At 42.2% G+C, this 15872-nt stretch carries 15 protein-coding genes and 1 pseudogene; 2 read left to right on the top strand and 14 right to left on the bottom strand.

What is annotated here, in order from left to right:
* Nucleotides 1-6 precede the first annotated feature (6 nt).
* The 8 genes and pseudogenes from glmU to yabG form a co-directional block, all read right to left on the bottom strand.
* A complete protein-coding gene (glmU, locus tag B9Z54_RS09545; protein WP_113928209.1) occupies nt 7-1383 on the bottom strand; it encodes a bifunctional UDP-N-acetylglucosamine diphosphorylase/glucosamine-1-phosphate N-acetyltransferase GlmU in 1377 nt (458 codons plus the stop codon).
* A 271-nt stretch (nt 1384-1654) separates the two neighbouring features.
* A complete protein-coding gene (spoVG, locus tag B9Z54_RS09540; protein ID WP_113928178.1) occupies nt 1655-1951 on the bottom strand; it encodes a septation regulator SpoVG in 297 nt (98 codons plus the stop codon).
* A gap of 446 nt (nt 1952-2397) precedes the next feature.
* Nucleotides 2398-2772 carry a RidA family protein gene (locus B9Z54_RS09535; RefSeq protein WP_113928177.1) on the bottom strand — a complete coding sequence of 125 codons (375 nt, stop codon included), beginning with the start codon at nt 2770-2772 and terminating at the stop codon, nt 2398-2400.
* A gap of 1 nt (nt 2773) precedes the next feature.
* Nucleotides 2774-3622 carry a pur operon repressor gene (gene purR, locus B9Z54_RS09530; protein WP_113928176.1) on the bottom strand — a complete coding sequence of 283 codons (849 nt, stop codon included), beginning with the start codon at nt 3620-3622 and terminating at the stop codon, nt 2774-2776.
* Between the two features lie 61 nt (nt 3623-3683).
* Nucleotides 3684-4552 (bottom strand): annotated as a pseudogene (gene ispE, locus B9Z54_RS09525) (4-(cytidine 5'-diphospho)-2-C-methyl-D-erythritol kinase).
* Between the two features lie 357 nt (nt 4553-4909).
* Nucleotides 4910-5089, bottom strand: a complete 180-nt coding sequence (locus tag B9Z54_RS09520) for a small, acid-soluble spore protein, alpha/beta type (RefSeq protein ID WP_113928175.1) — start codon at nt 5087-5089, stop codon at nt 4910-4912.
* Nucleotides 5090-5334: 245 nt separating this feature from the next.
* Nucleotides 5335-5601, bottom strand: coding sequence for a biofilm formation stimulator Veg (gene veg, locus B9Z54_RS09515; RefSeq protein ID WP_006837798.1), 267 nt, complete (start codon nt 5599-5601; stop codon nt 5335-5337).
* Between the two features lie 574 nt (nt 5602-6175).
* Nucleotides 6176-7081 (bottom strand): sporulation peptidase YabG, encoded by a 906-nt coding sequence (gene yabG / locus B9Z54_RS09505; protein ID WP_275887802.1) that lies wholly within the window; start codon nt 7079-7081, stop codon nt 6176-6178.
* A gap of 138 nt (nt 7082-7219) precedes the next feature.
* Between yabG and B9Z54_RS09500 the strand changes: the two genes are divergently transcribed.
* Nucleotides 7220-7621, top strand: coding sequence for a VOC family protein (locus B9Z54_RS09500; protein ID WP_113928172.1), 402 nt, complete (start codon nt 7220-7222; stop codon nt 7619-7621).
* A 330-nt stretch (nt 7622-7951) separates the two neighbouring features.
* Here the strand turns inward: B9Z54_RS09500 and rsmA are convergent, their stop codons facing one another.
* From rsmA to metG, 5 genes are all read right to left on the bottom strand, one after another.
* Nucleotides 7952-8830 carry a 16S rRNA (adenine(1518)-N(6)/adenine(1519)-N(6))-dimethyltransferase RsmA gene (gene rsmA, locus B9Z54_RS09495; protein WP_113928171.1) on the bottom strand — a complete coding sequence of 293 codons (879 nt, stop codon included), beginning with the start codon at nt 8828-8830 and terminating at the stop codon, nt 7952-7954.
* Nucleotides 8823-9383, bottom strand: a complete 561-nt coding sequence (rnmV, locus tag B9Z54_RS09490; RefSeq protein WP_113928170.1) for a ribonuclease M5 — start codon at nt 9381-9383, stop codon at nt 8823-8825. Before rnmV ends, rsmA begins: the two co-directional genes overlap by 8 nt.
* 311 nt (nt 9384-9694) lie before the next feature.
* Complete coding sequence (locus tag B9Z54_RS09485) at nt 9695-10930, bottom strand: G5 and 3D domain-containing protein (RefSeq protein ID WP_113928169.1); 1236 nt, start codon at nt 10928-10930, stop codon at nt 9695-9697.
* 242 nt (nt 10931-11172) lie between these two features.
* Entirely contained in the window at nt 11173-11940 is a 768-nt protein-coding gene (locus B9Z54_RS09480) for a TatD family hydrolase (RefSeq protein ID WP_113928168.1), read from the bottom strand.
* Between the two features lie 195 nt (nt 11941-12135).
* Nucleotides 12136-14103 (bottom strand): methionine--tRNA ligase, encoded by a 1968-nt coding sequence (metG, locus tag B9Z54_RS09475; RefSeq protein ID WP_113928167.1) that lies wholly within the window; start codon nt 14101-14103, stop codon nt 12136-12138.
* A gap of 480 nt (nt 14104-14583) precedes the next feature.
* Between metG and B9Z54_RS09470 the strand changes: the two genes are divergently transcribed.
* Nucleotides 14584-14877, top strand: coding sequence for an AbrB/MazE/SpoVT family DNA-binding domain-containing protein (locus B9Z54_RS09470; protein ID WP_187444486.1), 294 nt, complete (start codon nt 14584-14586; stop codon nt 14875-14877).
* 120 nt (nt 14878-14997) lie between these two features.
* Here B9Z54_RS09470 and B9Z54_RS09465 read toward each other — a convergent pair whose 3' ends face one another.
* A complete protein-coding gene (locus B9Z54_RS09465; protein ID WP_113928165.1) occupies nt 14998-15843 on the bottom strand; it encodes an STAS domain-containing protein in 846 nt (281 codons plus the stop codon).
* Nucleotides 15844-15872: the final 29 nt, after the last annotated feature.

The raw sequence follows: 15872 nt of genomic DNA, 5'->3' as shown, positions 1-15872 counted from the left end.
CCAAAATTAGTTGTTGTTAAGATTTAATTTATTGACGTAGTTCTCTTTATTCACTTGACGGGCTCTGGCAATTGAAAGGGATTCTCCCGGCACATCTTGGGTAATCGTGGAGCCGGCTGCCACGTAAGCGCCTTTTCCAATATTCACAGGAGCCACGAGGTTTGAATTACAGCCGACAAAAACGCCGTCTTCAATCTTGGTCAGATGTTTATTCTTTCCATCGTAGTTGACCGTGATGGATCCACAGCCGATATTGACGTCCTCTCCTACTTCAGCATCTCCTATATAGCTCAGGTGGGAGGCTTTACTGCCTTTTCCGAAGGTCACTTTTTTCAATTCGACAAAGTTACCGATTTTAACTTCATCCATGACCTGTGATTGTGGACGGATATGAGCGTATGGTCCGATATTAACATCTGAGCCAATCTCGCTGTCATGCGCTACAGATTGCTTGATCACTGTATTGTTTCCGATTGTGCAGTCTTTAATTTCCGTATGCGGCCCAATGACATTATCTTCACCAATCACTGTATTGCCTTGGATTACTGTGCCCGGCTGAAGTACTGTATCACGGCCGATTTGCACGTCCGCTCCGATATACGTCGTATTCGCATCAATGAAGGTAACGCCGTTTCGCATATGTTTTTCGTTGATGCGCTTCTTCATGATTTGCTCCGCTTGGGACAATGCCACACGATCATTAACACCGAGTGTCTCTTCAAAGTCGTCTGTTTGATAAGCACTGACGACCTCACCTTCGGCTTTAAGAATTTCAATGACATCCGGCAAGTAGTATTCGCCCTGGCTATTGTCATTAGAAACTTTTTTCAATGCTTCAAAAAGGGCTTTGTTATCGAAGCAGTAAGTACCTGTGTTGATTTCCTTCACCAGGCGTTCTTCTTTTGAAGCATCTTTGTGCTCCACGATCTTTTCCACGAGGCCTTCTTCATTGCGGATGATCCTGCCATAGCCAGCCGCATCTTCAGGTTTTCCGGTAAGGATGGTTGCTTTTGCCTGCAATTCACCATGGTGCTTTAAAAGCGCTTCCATAGTTTCCCCTTTAATAAGCGGTGTATCTCCGCAGACAACCAGGGTAGTGCCTTCAAGTCCGCTCAGCACTTCCTCCGCCTGCATGACAGCGTGAGCAGTCCCGAGTTGTTCCTCCTGGAGAGCAAATTGACTTTTCCCCTCGAGGTGGGTCTGAACAAGTTCAGCTCCATGGCCGACGATTGTAACAGTTTTATTTATATCAAGAGTCGAAATTTGATCAACGACATGTTCTACCATCGGTTTGTCACAAACCGGGTGCAATACTTTATATAGCTTGGATTTCATTCTGGTTCCCTGTCCTGCTGCTAAAATAACGGCGTATCTATTAGTCATATATATAGGGCCCTCCATTATCCTTTTTTCCATTACGAATATATCCTAAAAACCTATATATTTCAAGGAATCTCTGTAAAATACACATATTTGACAACGGAAGGTTGATTTAGTTGGGCAGATTGCATCTATTTTTAAAATAGAAGGCAGTTTGCTGTATATTGTTGGAAATAGCACGTGAACGGTGCAGGAAATGCTTTACCAGGCTTGCCGAGAAGGGCAGAAAAAAAGAGCCTTACTATAGAAGTAGGCTCCTGCTGTCAATATTCTATTAAGAAGCACTTCCAGCTTCTTCGAGTTCCACTTCTTCCAATTCACCTAAACGATGATATTCTGTAAGAACGGCTTCTTGTATCTTTCCGCGTGTACCTGAATTGATAGGATGAGCGATATCCCGGAATTCTCCATCTGGAGTTCTTTTGCTCGGCATTGCCACAAACAAACCGTTATTACCGTCAATTACACGAATGTCGTGTACGACAAATTCATTGTCCAGTGTTATGGAAGCAATGGCTCTCATTCGACCATCGGTATTCACACGGCGTAATCTGACATCTGTTACTTCCATTGTGTTCACCACCTTTTCCCCTAGATGAAATCTACTTAAAATATTCAACGAATTTTTCTCAATTCCTTCTTAATTTGTAAAATTTTTTGAAATCTTTTCGTTTTTTTTGAATTTTCGAGTAAAAAGATGGTTTCAGCCCTTGATCTATAGGGAATATTAATCAAATAAGAAATTAGGTTTTTTTAAAAAGGCTGTTTTAGTATAGATTGTTGCTTTCGGAAAAATCCCAAGAGCCGGATTTTTCCCCTGAATATTAATGTTTATCTCTCTTAACGGGGCGAGTAGCTCTTTTCTTTCTTGATTACCAGGATATTTAGGTGAATTTTAGTGATGTTTTTTCGAAATTTATATTAAATAGCAACAAAGTTTACGAAAAGAGCCTAAAAAAGTTAATAAAAAACAGGCAGTGCCTTTGTGCACTGCCTGTTTTTCTTCGTTCCTGATTCTTATTTAATTAGGGCAATTACTTCAATCTCAACCAGGGCATCTTTCGGCAGGCGTGCAACTTCCACACAAGACCTTGCCGGTTTATGTGTATCGAAGTACTGTCCATACACTTCGTTAATCGCTCCAAAGTCGTTCATATCCTTTATAAACACCGTTGCCTTCACGACTGTATCAAGTGAGGCTCCTGCTTCTTCCAGTACTGCTTTGAGGTTCTTGAAGACTTGATGAGTCTGTTCCTCTACAGAACCTTCAATCATAGCGCCTTCTGCTGTCAGAGGAATCTGCCCTGAACTGTAGAACAGGTTGTTGACAATGATTCCTTGAGAATAAGGGCCTATTGCAGCCGGGGCTTTTGAAGTGGAAATGCTTCTCATATTAGTTTCCTCCCATTTCAAGAAATGAAATATTCGACTTAAAGTAATTTCCTTCAGAAACATTAATCTGCTTTTCTTTGACATCCACATCAGACAACTTAACTAGTGAAATATATTCATCTACGAGACGCTCATCCGCATTTTCTGCCTCTACCAGGACAGCGATGCCGGATAATTCGGCAGAGAACTCTTCCAGAAGGTTTTTCATTCCGTTCACTGTGCCTCCTGCCTTCATGAAGTCATCGACAACCAGGACCTTTGAGCCTTCCTTTAGACTTCTTTTAGAAAGGACCATTGTCTGGATCCGCTTGTTGGAACCCGAAACGTAATTGATGCTGACGGTTGAACCTTCTGTCACTTTGCTGTCTCTTCTCACAATCACAACGGGAACGTTCATATGGCTGGCTATCGCATGGGCAATCGGTATGCCTTTTGTAGCCACCGTCATGATGACATCAATATCACTGTCACTGAAAGCAGAGGCAAAAAGTTTTCCGACCTTGTCCATTGCCCGGGGATTTCCCAGCAGGTCAGTCATATATAAATAACCGCCCGGCAGAAGCCTCTCAGGATTAGCCAAGTGCTCACACAATTCCCCGATAACTTGCTTTGCGTCAGGTGAACTTACTTTAGGAATATATTTCACTCCACCCGCAGCACCAGGAACAGTCTGTACCTTCCCGATTCCCCGAGTCTCAAATGTTTCCTTAATGATCCCAAGATCTTCACTGATGGATGATTTAGCAGAACTGTAACGCTCAGAAAAAAACGTGAGCGGCACTAATTGATGCGGGCGTTCAACCATATAGTGCGTCATATCAATTAACCGTTCACTTCTTTTAAATTTCAATCCAACTTCAACCTCCTTAAATCCGAATATTATACGCTAAATATATCATTAATATACGGATTTAAGCAAGAGGATTTCGATCACCTTGCATTCTTACGGCAAAAACCTGGTCACAAAAACCGCGAAGCCCATTGTATATCCTTGGCAGCTTCGATTCATAATGGACAAGTCCGAATACAGTGGGTCCGCTGCCGCTCATCAATACGGCATCCGCTCCGAACCGCTCCATTTGCTCTTTGATCTGCTGAACTTCAGGGTGCATCTTCAAAGTGACAGATTCCAGTACGTTTCCCAAGTTTCTGCACATTGAATCATAATCCCCGTTTTCAAGGGCTGAAAGCATTCCCTTGGTATCTGGGTGGCGGACTCCGTCCAGGTTAAGGTTCTTATAGACATCACCTGTTGAAACACCAATTGACGGCTTTGCTAAGATCACCCAGCAGTTCGGCGGAGCTTTGATATGCTGTATCTGTTCTCCTCTTCCTTTTGCCAGCGCAGTTCCGCCATAGACACAGAAGGATACGTCCGAACCGATTTCTGAGCCAAGAGCTGCAAGTTCATCCAGTGACAGACCCAGCTCCCAAAGATCATTCAGTCCCCTTAGGGTAGCCGCAGCATCACTGCTTCCGCCTGCAAGCCCTGCAGCTACAGGAATTACCTTATCAATGGATATTGAAACTCCTTTTTAATTCCAAGTCTTTTCTTCAATAAATGGGCTGCCTGGTAAGCTAAATTCCGCTGGTCATCCGGCACAAACCGGTTGTGGGACAGGATAGTGATTCTGTCATCCTTTAGCTCACTTAACTCTATGCGGTCAGCCAGATCAATCGTGGTCATGATCATCTCGACTTCATGATATCCATCCGGACGCTTATGATGGACATCAAGAGTAAGGTTGATCTTGGCCGGCGCCTTTACTAACGTTCTCAAAAAAATCACCTACTTTTATACAAACCAATTCAATGAACATTCCCTTCGCATTGTTAAACACCAATGATTAATGGTCGAATGCCCGATTCGTTCGTTTTTATACTTTCCATGGAAATATCTATGGAAACTATTTTAGCATATTCCTTCTTTGGCATGCTGCAAAACCCCCACTTTTTTGTACAGTTACTTTCATGCTAGCCTTTTATAGGAAAGATATTCATATGTAATGATTATTTTTGGAGAGATACTGCGTTTTATACAGGAATATAAAACAGAAAAAGGACCGGCCAGAAGATTTCCTTCTGTAGAAACCGGTCCTTCTCATCGCGGCAAATCAGCAATTGATTTCTCAGGAGTTCAGGAATCTTTATTGGTCATCCCTCTTTGTGCAATTTCTACAGCTCTCTTCACCATATTACCGGCATCTTTCGATTTAATGCCTCCCCAGCCTTCCTGCTGGACAGTGTCATAAAACCCAAGTTCCTTTGCAATCTCTTCCTTCAAACGCTTGGACATCATGCCTCGTCTTCTGCTCATTATGATTCCTCCTTATTAAGGGCCGCATCTTTAGTATGAGCAGAAAGCTGATACTTGTTACGAGGAGATTATACCCTGATATTCCACTGTTCGATTTATCAACCAGCGGCTGTTTATAGGGAAAGACCAACTTTTATGTACCTTCAAGAAGCCGGTGCTTTTCTGAAATGTCTTCAAGTTTACAGAAAATCAATGGGTGCTTGAAGTTATTTTGAACAAAATAAAAAAGCAGTAAACATGTTAGTCTACTGCTCGAGGATCATTGCTCCTGCTGCTTCATCATAGAAAGTTAACTCAACTGTATCTGTGAGTACATCTGCATAGCTGTAAGAAACTCTTTCAAACGCATTCTCATCTTGATCTAATTGAACGACGAATACTGAAGGGTAAGTTTCCGCTAGTACACCTGACCGTTCGATTGTTTTACGACGTCCGCCATTGGCTTTAAGCATCAAGCGTTTTCCTAAATTAGAATCAAGGGATTTTTTTATGTCGGCTAATGTTTTTGGCATTACGCTTCCACCTCACTATAATTAGTATAACACTTTATGTATCGAAAGTCAAATAAATTTATAATTTTATCAATAACTTTAAATCCCTGTCAATGCTTTTCAACCAACAAAATGTGTTTTTTTTCAACAAGTTTAGCATTCCCCTAAATTAAACTTAATATGTAAGGGATTTATTGCAGCAAAATCATCGATGTATTCAAAGATTTTGTCGAAAAGTCTTTTCAGCCCCTCTTTTATTTCCTGCAGTTTTGATCGGAAAATTATGTCTTTGTATTTACCCTGTTTTTACTAAAATGACACATGTCACAATTGAAATATTACCGCAAGATTTGAGCCAAGATTGAATTAATTAATAGAAGGCTGTTTTCGCATTGATTGCTGCTTTCGGATATCCCCGGATACGAAGAATTTCCTCTATAAACGGAGGGTGCAGCTCTTTTCTTTCTTGATTACCAGGATATTTCGGGGGAATTCCGGCATTATTTTCCGAATTACATATTAAATAGCAACAAAGTTTACGAAAAGAGCCTAATGGAAAGAAGCCGTAAAGAATGTTTTCCATACGGCTGACTATTTACTCATCTTCCACTGGCTTATAGGGCATTCCAGTTCTTAATACACCCCGGGTCTCTATTCCGCCAAGTCCTTTATCGCCTGTGAGAGTGTTTCTTAATATATCCCATACATTGACAGGTTCGGTAAAGGCGGTAAAACTGATCTTGGCCACAATATAGACAGGGTCCAATGCGTGTATATTGACTCGCAGCGGAGAGCTCGCAAAGTTGGCTCCCGCATGGATCAAGGATTCAAAATGTGATTGGCAGGCACCAGCAAAGATGACAAGCTGATCAAGGTGCGGCACCCGCCTCCTTGCTTCCTTCACGGTGTTGACGAAGTAACGGGAATGGCGGTAAGCGTTTATATCCGATTTCTTGCCCTTTGCTTTTGTGTAGGCATCATGACCGGTGATCACGAGGATATCAGGCCGGTGCCGATCAATAAGAGCCCCAATTCTCTGAGGCATTTCTTTTTCATTGCAATGAACCCCCGTGACGGGAACACCTATTCTTTCATATAAATCAAGACACTTTTGGAGATACGACTGGTCTCCATCAAGGTGAAGCACTTTCCCGGGAATCTGGAAGTAATTGTACTCTTCACGATATGCATTGGTCGAATAGTACTCCTGCTTCTGTTTCTGCAGGTCGATATCCTGCTGGAACAACTCCAGCGATTGTTCTTCCATTGATCTGAACTCCATGGTCCTCCGCTTATATTCTCGAGGATCGATAAGCTCCAGGTCTTCAAGCGGCGCATCTGCTACAAGCCTGTAATCTTCCCCATATAATATCGCCGTTTTACGGCCGCCTGACTCCATGATGTCGATTATGCGAAAAAGTATATCGCACTGATGAGACTTCCGGCCGACGATGGCATTGACCTCTAATTTCACTGGCGTCAACTCCATTGGATAGTACATCCTTTAAATAAATCTTCCTTTAGTAACCTATGCACCTGCCCGAAAATCGGTGTCTTTATAAAATAATGGGTAAACATGGAAGGGAATTTAAAAGATTCATCGAAAATAGTAGATATTATAATTAAGGAGGGCAAGCAGATGTCTGAATTCATTTCACACATAGCCACATTGGAAATTCCGGTTAGAAGCCTTGAAGCGGCCATTCCATTTTATGTAGAGGTAGCAGGCGCCGAAGTCGAGTTCAAAGGCGAAAGGAATGCTATGCTGACATTCAGCAAAAAAGGGGTGCCTACCATTTTCCTGGTTGAAACCGAGCAAACGAACCGTTTATTCTTCAAGAATTCCCATAACGGTATTGAGCACAGTATCATCGATTTCTATACAGCCGACTTAAAAGGATTCCACAGCTGGCTGAAAGAGAAGAATATCGAAACAGGTCCTTTGAATATCAATCCTGATAATGGATTTGGGGGATTTGGATTTAAAGATCCCGATGGAAATCATTTGAGTGCAACCAACGTATTACATAAAGGACAATAAAAAAAGCGCAAGCGTCTCGTCCAGCCGCTTGGTGCGCAAATCCATCCCTTATAAAGCAGCCATAATCCTCGCGAAAAGAGCGAACGGAAAACATCTCTCTTACACAGCGTATTCATAAGTCTGCAATAAAAGAACAAAGGACCGGCAGATAACCGGTCCTTTGTTCTTAATTGAAGCTTTTCTTCTTAAAATTTTATTTCGTAAGACAATGCCATAATTCACCGAAAGAAAAGAGGTGCTTCCCTTTAATTAGAGAAAAATCCTTAGTATCCGGAAAAAAACCCGGTTCTTGGGATTTTTTCTACAGCAACAATTTTTACAGTAACAGGCTTATTGAAAGTGAGGAAGAAGCTCATTACTGAGATTAGCAAACTCTTGAATGCTGAGGGTCTCTCCCCTTCTCCCCGGGTCTACTCCCGCTCTCTCCAGGCTCGCAGTAATTTCATCCTTTTTCTGTTTTCCATCCGGAAGCTGGCTTGTAAGATTATTGAGAATCGTCTTGCGCCTCTGAGCAAAAGAAGCTCTGGTCACTTTGAAGAAAAACTCCTCATCATCCACTTGGGCTGCGGGCTTGTCCCTCTTCATCAGCCTGATCACCGCAGAGTCCACGTTGGGCTGCGGCATGAATACTGTTTTCGGAACGATCATCACCGTCTCTGCATGTGTATAGAATTGTATCGCAATCGAGAGCGATCCGTATTCTTTAGTCCCTGGTTTTGCCGCTATCCTGTCGCCGACTTCCTTCTGAAGCATGACACATATCCCTTTGATTGGCAGGCCTTCATTTAAAAGCTTCAAAATAATCGGCGTTGTCACATAGTATGGCAGGTTGGCAACTACCATGATCTCTTCATAGCCACCCAATTCCTTCTCAATCATTGCCTGCACATCCGCTTTTAAAACATCTTCGTTCACAATGGTTACATTATCATACGGAGACAGTGTGTCTGCCAGGATTGGCAGAAGTCTTTGATCAATTTCAAACGCCAGTACTTTTCCAGCCGTCCTTGCCAAGTGTTCCGTCAGCGCGCCAATTCCAGGCCCGATCTCTATTACAGCCGTTTTTTTCGTCAAACCTGCATAATCGGTGATATTTCTCAATATATTGGGGTCAATCAAAAAGTTCTGACCAAGGCTCTTTTTAAAAGAGAAGCCGTACTTTTTCATTATCTCCTTCGTCCTTATAGGGGTAGCAATATCTTTATGCATCTGTTTCCTCCTGTAATATAGTTTGGATCGCTTCTGCAAATTCCTCTTGCGTAATCTCAAACATTTTCAATCTTTTATGAAGCTGCTTACCATTGGTGTAACCAATCCGCAGCAATTCCCCAAGCCGCTCTCTTCTCATTTTGGCTCTATTTCCGCCGATGAGGCCTGCGGCAATCAGATCATCTACACTAATCTCTTCTTCAAGTAATTCATTCATTACGTGTGCTTCCTTGAGAGCCTCTTGGATAACAGAAGGGGACGCATGCTCCACTCCTATCCCTCTCCCTCTCTTAGGCAGGGCATCACTTTTCCTGATGAAGGCGTGCCTGCATCCCGGCACGTGGTCATTCACTATTTTCCTTATACGTTCACCAGGGTAATCAGGATCAGTAAAAATAATGACCCCTCTCTTTTCCTGGGCATGTTTAATCTTTAATAGGGTTTCCTCGGATACAGCTGATCCATTCGTTTCGATGGTATCTGCAGTGACTGCACGGCGTATGGCGGTGGTATCGTCTCTGCCTTCCACCACAATTATTTCTTTAATTTTCATATTTCCTCCAAAAAAATTGAAACATTTTTGTAATCTTATTCGTCTAAATAGTAACAGCATTTTGCTTGTAAGGTTTATTATATCGTTTTCAGGCTAAAAGAGAAAAGAAAGTTAAGAATCTCCTTTAAAAGGAATACAAGCCCAGCCAGCCCTGGTCAGTCAGAATGGCAAATGAGGCTATATGATTCTAAGGGGCTGGGTGCTGAAGCTCAATGGGGTAAACATAGTTGAAAATAATCACCTGTATTGATTTTCTTGATTCCCTGAACAACAAAAAAAGCAGGAGGAACCCCCCTGCCTTGAAGTATGGATTAGTTCAAGATTTTAATTTTCACTTGTTTCCTGCCCCAGCGGTAAGCCTCGGACTTGGAAGGGAAGAATACATCAATCTTATTTCCTTTGATTGCTCCGCCTGTGTCAGCAGCTACAGCATAACCATAGCCGTCAACATAAACTTTTGTTCCCAATGGAATGATCGAAGGATCGACAGCGATTACCTTTACACCTGGATTTGCCCTGAGATTAATTCCGGTAGCCGTGACTCCCGAACAACCGTTACAGCCCGCTGTGTACGCCGTGGAGCTCACATAGAACTCATTGCCTCCGCTGCTTGGTGCTGAACTTGTTTCAGCTTTGGATGGCGATGACGAACTGCCTCGGGAAACTTGGGCAACCAATACCTTTGTTCCAACGCTGACAATTTTATCCTGGCTTTCTTTGACCGTCTTCTCACTGATGAGCTTACGGGATACCTCTTTGCCATTTTCCTTCACAACTTCAAACTTCTTTTCAATCAAGCCTTGTTCTCCGTCTTGAACAACTTTTTCTTTGCCTTTTGTTAGATCAGAGTCCTGACGGGTTACTACAGCAAACTCTTTTGGTTCTTCCACTACATCGGTGACTTTTTCAACTCGAACGACATTTATGACATCATTTGCTTTAACAGTGGTGTCTAAATTGGGTTCCACCCGGTCTTCATCCGTTAGTGTGATTCCTTGTTGCTTTAAAAAGTCAGCGACCGTAGTCGAAGTTGACCATGCATCCTTTTCGCTTCCCCCGTCTACTACTTTTATAGGGAATGCAGGTGCAATCTCAACTTTTGTTTTCTCTGTTACTTCTTCATCAAGGCTTAGATTAATCTTGTCGTGTTCCCCGATTTCGACCTTCTCATCAGACAACAGTTCCTTGACTGTCCCAGCCGTTGTCCAGACCTTTTTCGTTTCACTTCCAACTTTAATCTCTACCTGTTTCGCTGGTTCCCAAACCACTTTCATGTTATTCGTAACCTCGGTTGCTCCCGTAGGATACAAATAGTCTTCTGATTGCAAAGGAATCTTTAAATCTTGCAAAATATCTTGTATGGTATTTGCGTGTGTCCTGACTTCTTGATCTTTGCCATTCAAAGTCAGTGCAACCGACTTCTTTGTCCCTTCAAACAGAAGGTAACCGGATACTGCCGCAAAGGCTAGTATACTAACGGTCAGAATGGCCCATTTCCTTTTTTTCATCGACTTGGAAAACAGGTTTTTCATGTTTTCTTCACTCATGAAAAACGCCTCCTTTTCTCGGAGTGATTATATTAGACTAGTAACACACTTGTCAAGCCTAACCCCCTTAGTTTATGAGTCTAGCAATTTTGGGAACGTATCGCCATTATGCTTAAACTTATAAAAAAAAGGAAGGATAACTTCTCGACACGGTTATCCTATGAAAGAGATGAGAAATGTAGAACTTTAGTTTTTTCATCATAAGCAGGACAAGCTTTCCCAAACCTCGACAAAATCTTTTATCAATCTATGCCGAATAATTTTTTTGCATTTCGGGTTGTTTCTTCAGCAACCTGTTCAAAAGAAACACCTTTCAGCTCGGCAATTTGCTCGGCAACCAGACGGACATAAGAGGGTTCGTTCCGCTTCCCTCTGTAGGGATGGGGAGCAAGATACGGGCAGTCCGTCTCGATCAGCAGCTTTTCAAGGGGAATTGATTCCGCCACTTCCTTTGGCTTCTTTGCATTTTTGAACGTTACTGGTCCGCCAAGCGAGATGAGGAAATTCATTTCAAGGCATTCATGTGCCGTTTCAGGGCTTCCGCTGAAGCAATGCATGATGCCTCCGACGTCTTTAGCGTCCTCTTCTTGTAATATGTCCACAATATCCTGGGTAGCTTCTCGGTTATGTATGACGATCGGCAGTCCTACTTTCTTGGCAAGCCTGATCTGTTTGCGGAACACTTCCTGCTGTATTTCTTTTGGCGATTTATCCCAATGATAATCCAGCCCGGTTTCACCAATCGCCACCACTTTTGGGTGAGATGACAATTCTTCAATCCACTTTAAATCATCATCGGTCATATCGACTGCATCGACCGGATGCCACCCTATGGCTGCATAGAGAAATTCATATTGCTCAACAAGCTCCATCGCCTTATTGATTGTCGGGCGGTCAAAGCCTACAACGACCATGGTTTCCACACCCTCGTTCCGGGCCCTTTCGATGACTTGCTCTAAATCTTCGCTGAACTGATCAGCGTTCAAATGGACGTGAGTATCAAACAACATAAATATGACTCCTTTTAATAGTATTATTTTATAACATTCTTCTATGACAAGCTTCTCACTTATGTAACGTTTTCTTAACAAATGAAATTTTTCCCAAGTACACCGCAAATTTATTGTTACCCTCTCATATACCTACTAAACATTTTTTGGGAAAAGAAAGAGAGTGTTCCACGTGAAACACTCTCTTCCGGCTGATTACTTCACTTTTGCTCCATTAGCCAATGATTCATCTACACTTGCCAAAGCAAGCACACCGTCTTTTTCTCCTGCCAGAATCATTCCTTGCGATAATTCGCCGCGAAGTTTAACCGGCTTAAGATTGGTCACACAAATGACTTTCTTTCCAACAAGCTCTTCCGGGGAATAGAATTTAGCAATTCCTGAAACCACCTGGCGTTTTTCATAGCCAAGATCAAGTTGTATCTTCAAAAGCTTATCGGCTTTCTTTACTGGCTCTGCATGGGTAACCGTTGCCACCCTGAAATCAACTTTCATGAAATCATCAATGGTGATTTCTTCGGCTTTAGGGGCCTGTTCTTCTTGTACTTTTTCCTCTTCTTGCAGCTGAGGTGCTGTGCCTCTCATTTTTTCCTGGATGTATTCAACTTCTTCAGCAATATCCAGGCGCGGGAAGATCGGCTCTCCTTTTTGGACAACGTTGGTGCCTTTAGGTATCATACCGAACTGCTCGAGGCTTTCCCATGTTGTCAGTTCTTCTTGAACTGAGTTCAATTGTTCAAAGATTTTCTTTGGAGTTCTTGTCAGGAACGGCTGCAGCATGACTGCTGTCCGACGCAAAGTTTCTGCCAGGTGAACCATTACGCTTCCTAGTTCTTCTTTCTTCTCTTCTTCCTTAGCAAGCACCCAAGGCTGAGTTTCGTCAATGTACTTATTGGTACGGCTGATCAACTGCCAAATACTTGATAACGCTACAGAGAATTCCATGTTTTCCATCGACTCTTCATACTGTCTCGCCGTTTCGTTATTTACGGCCAGCAGCTCTTTATCAAACTGCCCCTCTGATCCTTTATATTCCGGAATCTCACCATCAAAATACTTATTGATCATAGCCACGGTGCGGTTCAGCAGGTTTCCAAGATCATTTGCCAGATCGAAGTTAATTCGTTCGACAAATCCCTCAGGGGTAAATACACCGTCAGAACCAAATGGAACTTCACGGAGCAGGTAATAACGCAGGGCATCCAATCCATAGCGGTCAATCAGTGTGACCGGATCAACAACATTGCCCTTTGATTTCGACATTTTCCCGTCCTTCATCAGCAGCCACCCATGAGCGAAGACTTTTTTAGGAAGCGGAAGATCCAATGCCATTAACATAATCGGCCAGTAAATAGTATGGAAACGGACAATTTCCTTTCCGACTAAGTGCACATCGGCCGGCCAATATTTAAGATACTTTGTATCCTCTTCGGTTCCGTATCCCAGGGCTGTGATATAGTTGGAAAGCGCATCGATCCAGACATAGATCACATGTTTGGGATCTCCAGGAACTTTAACGCCCCAATCAAATGTTGTTCTTGAAACAGCCAGATCTTCCAAGCCTGGCTTGATAAAGTTATTGATCATTTCATTCTTCCGGGACTCCGGCTGGATAAACTCCGGATTTTCATTGTAGTACTGGATAAGCCTGTCGGCGTATTTACTCATTTTGAAGAAATACGATTCTTCTTTTACTTTTTCAACAGGGCGCCCGCAGTCAGGACAATTTCCATTTTCAAGCTGGCGTTCAGTAAAGAAGGACTCGCAAGGTGTGCAGTACCAGCCTTCATATTGGTCCAGGTAAATATCGCCCTGCTCAAGCAGACGGCTGAAGATTTTTTCGACAATGTCTTTGTGGCGATTTTCTGTCGTGCGGATAAAATCATCATAAGAAATATCCAGCTTGCTCCATAGGTCCTGGATGCCTGAAACAATGCCATCCACATACTGCTGAGGAGTAATGCCGTTTTCTTCCGCTTTTCTTTGGATCTTCTGTCCATGTTCATCTGTACCGGTCAAGTACATGACATCAAAACCGCGCATCCTCTTGTAACGGGCCATGGCATCCCCCGCTACAGTTGTATAAGCATGTCCGATATGTAAGTTTCCGCTGGGATAATAAATTGGCGTCGTAAGATAGAAGGTTTTCAACTTTTCCTTCATTTTGTAATTCCTCCCTATAACTATCAATATCATGTGTATTTTATCTGTTTTACAGTTGTATTCAAATCAAATATATCCCTGCTTCTATTACTGCTACAATAAATACATCATAACCTCTTGTATCCTCAAAATATACCTAAAATAAGCTGATTCTGCAACTAACTGAAGACAGAGAAGGAGTTCATTCGACACTCAAAGGCCCATTTTGTCGAATTGTGTCGAATAACGTCTATTAGTAAACCAATAATTCGACATTAGTTTACACAAGTTTATTTTCTGATAATAATAATAAATTGGAAATTCTTCAAGCGTGAATGCTATTCAAACCTTAATACACCAACATTATTTCGAAAATTAAAATATAAAAATTTACAATTATTATTATTGACGGATTTTGGAATCGCTGTTATTATAGATTCAGAATCAAAAATATGTCGAAAAATGACGAATTCAAATAGACTATTTTTTGGAGAGGGGATAATAATTATGAAATCAACAGGTATTGTTCGTAAGGTCGATGAACTTGGACGTGTAGTAATCCCGATTGAATTACGCCGCACATTGGGAATTGCAGAAAAGGATTCTTTGGAAATTTACGTGGATGATGAGAGAATCATTTTAAAGAAATATAAACCTAGCATGACTTGCCATGTAACAGGTGAAGTATCTGATGATAACATCAAGCTTGCTGACGGAAAATTGATCTTAAGCCGTGAAGGTGCAGAGAAAATCATTAAAGAAATTCAAAACTCTTTCCAGCTTGAAGAGAAATAAATAAAAAATAAGTACCCTGCAGAACTGCTTCTTAGAGGCGTTCTCAGGGTACTTTATTTTTATCAATTGGTGACAGTCATGAAAGGAGTTTCTTTCGTAATAGAGCCCGTTGATTCCCCTTTATTTAAGCCCTGTCTTTTGCAGAGCCTGCTTTAAGGTATTAAAGGTGTTGATTTCCTTGAAATCGATTCCCAGCTGAACAGAGGTTATGGCCACTTCCGGCCTTATGCCTGAAAGTGATGTTTTGATGCCAAGAAGGGAAAGCGCCTGGATGATGGAGTAAATCTGCTGGGCCACCATGGTATCCACAATGGGTACGCCGGATAAGTCAATGCATAACTGATCCACATTCTTCTCCATACATTTCATTGGGACAATCTCCATTAGCCTCCTTGCCCTTTCGGTATCAATATCCCCAATCAAAGGAAGGACTGCTATCTTACTGCCTACAGGTATGATTGGCGCCCCCAGCTCCGTAATCAATTCATGCTGAGCTTTCATTCTATCTCTTGTGATAGTATAGTACATTCTTGAAAACTCCTGAATCAGCAGATCAAATGCCGTGTGGATGGATTGATTCCAATCTAATATCTCTTTCTTCGTAATCGAATCTTCTTGATCCATCACAAATCCATCTAAAAACTCCATTATGATACCCCGGAAACCATGGACAGCTTCAAGGACTTCATAAATCGGCGTCCCTAATTCAGACCGGCTTTTCGCCACCATTACTGCCCACTGTTCAAGGTTCTGATGGTATTCTTCTTTATCATTTAAAAGTGAACTGGCAATTGTTTTGGTTGTCATAGCGTTCTGCTCCCTAAGAAGCTTTTCATATTTTTCATCTGCATCGGCGGAATAAATTGAATCAGATTTCTTCGTTCTGAGCTTTAACCATTGCTCCGCCAGGGCCTGCTGATTTTCGATTATTGCTCTATAGAGTTTTTCATTACCATGTAGTGTCATGCAGTAACTCCTTTTGGAAAATTATTTCC

This window comes from Bacillus sp. P14.5 (assembly GCF_003316765.1).
GTDB lineage: Bacteria > Bacillota > Bacilli > Bacillales > Bacillaceae_B > Rossellomorea.
This window is presented reverse-complemented; position numbering and strand designations above follow the sequence as displayed.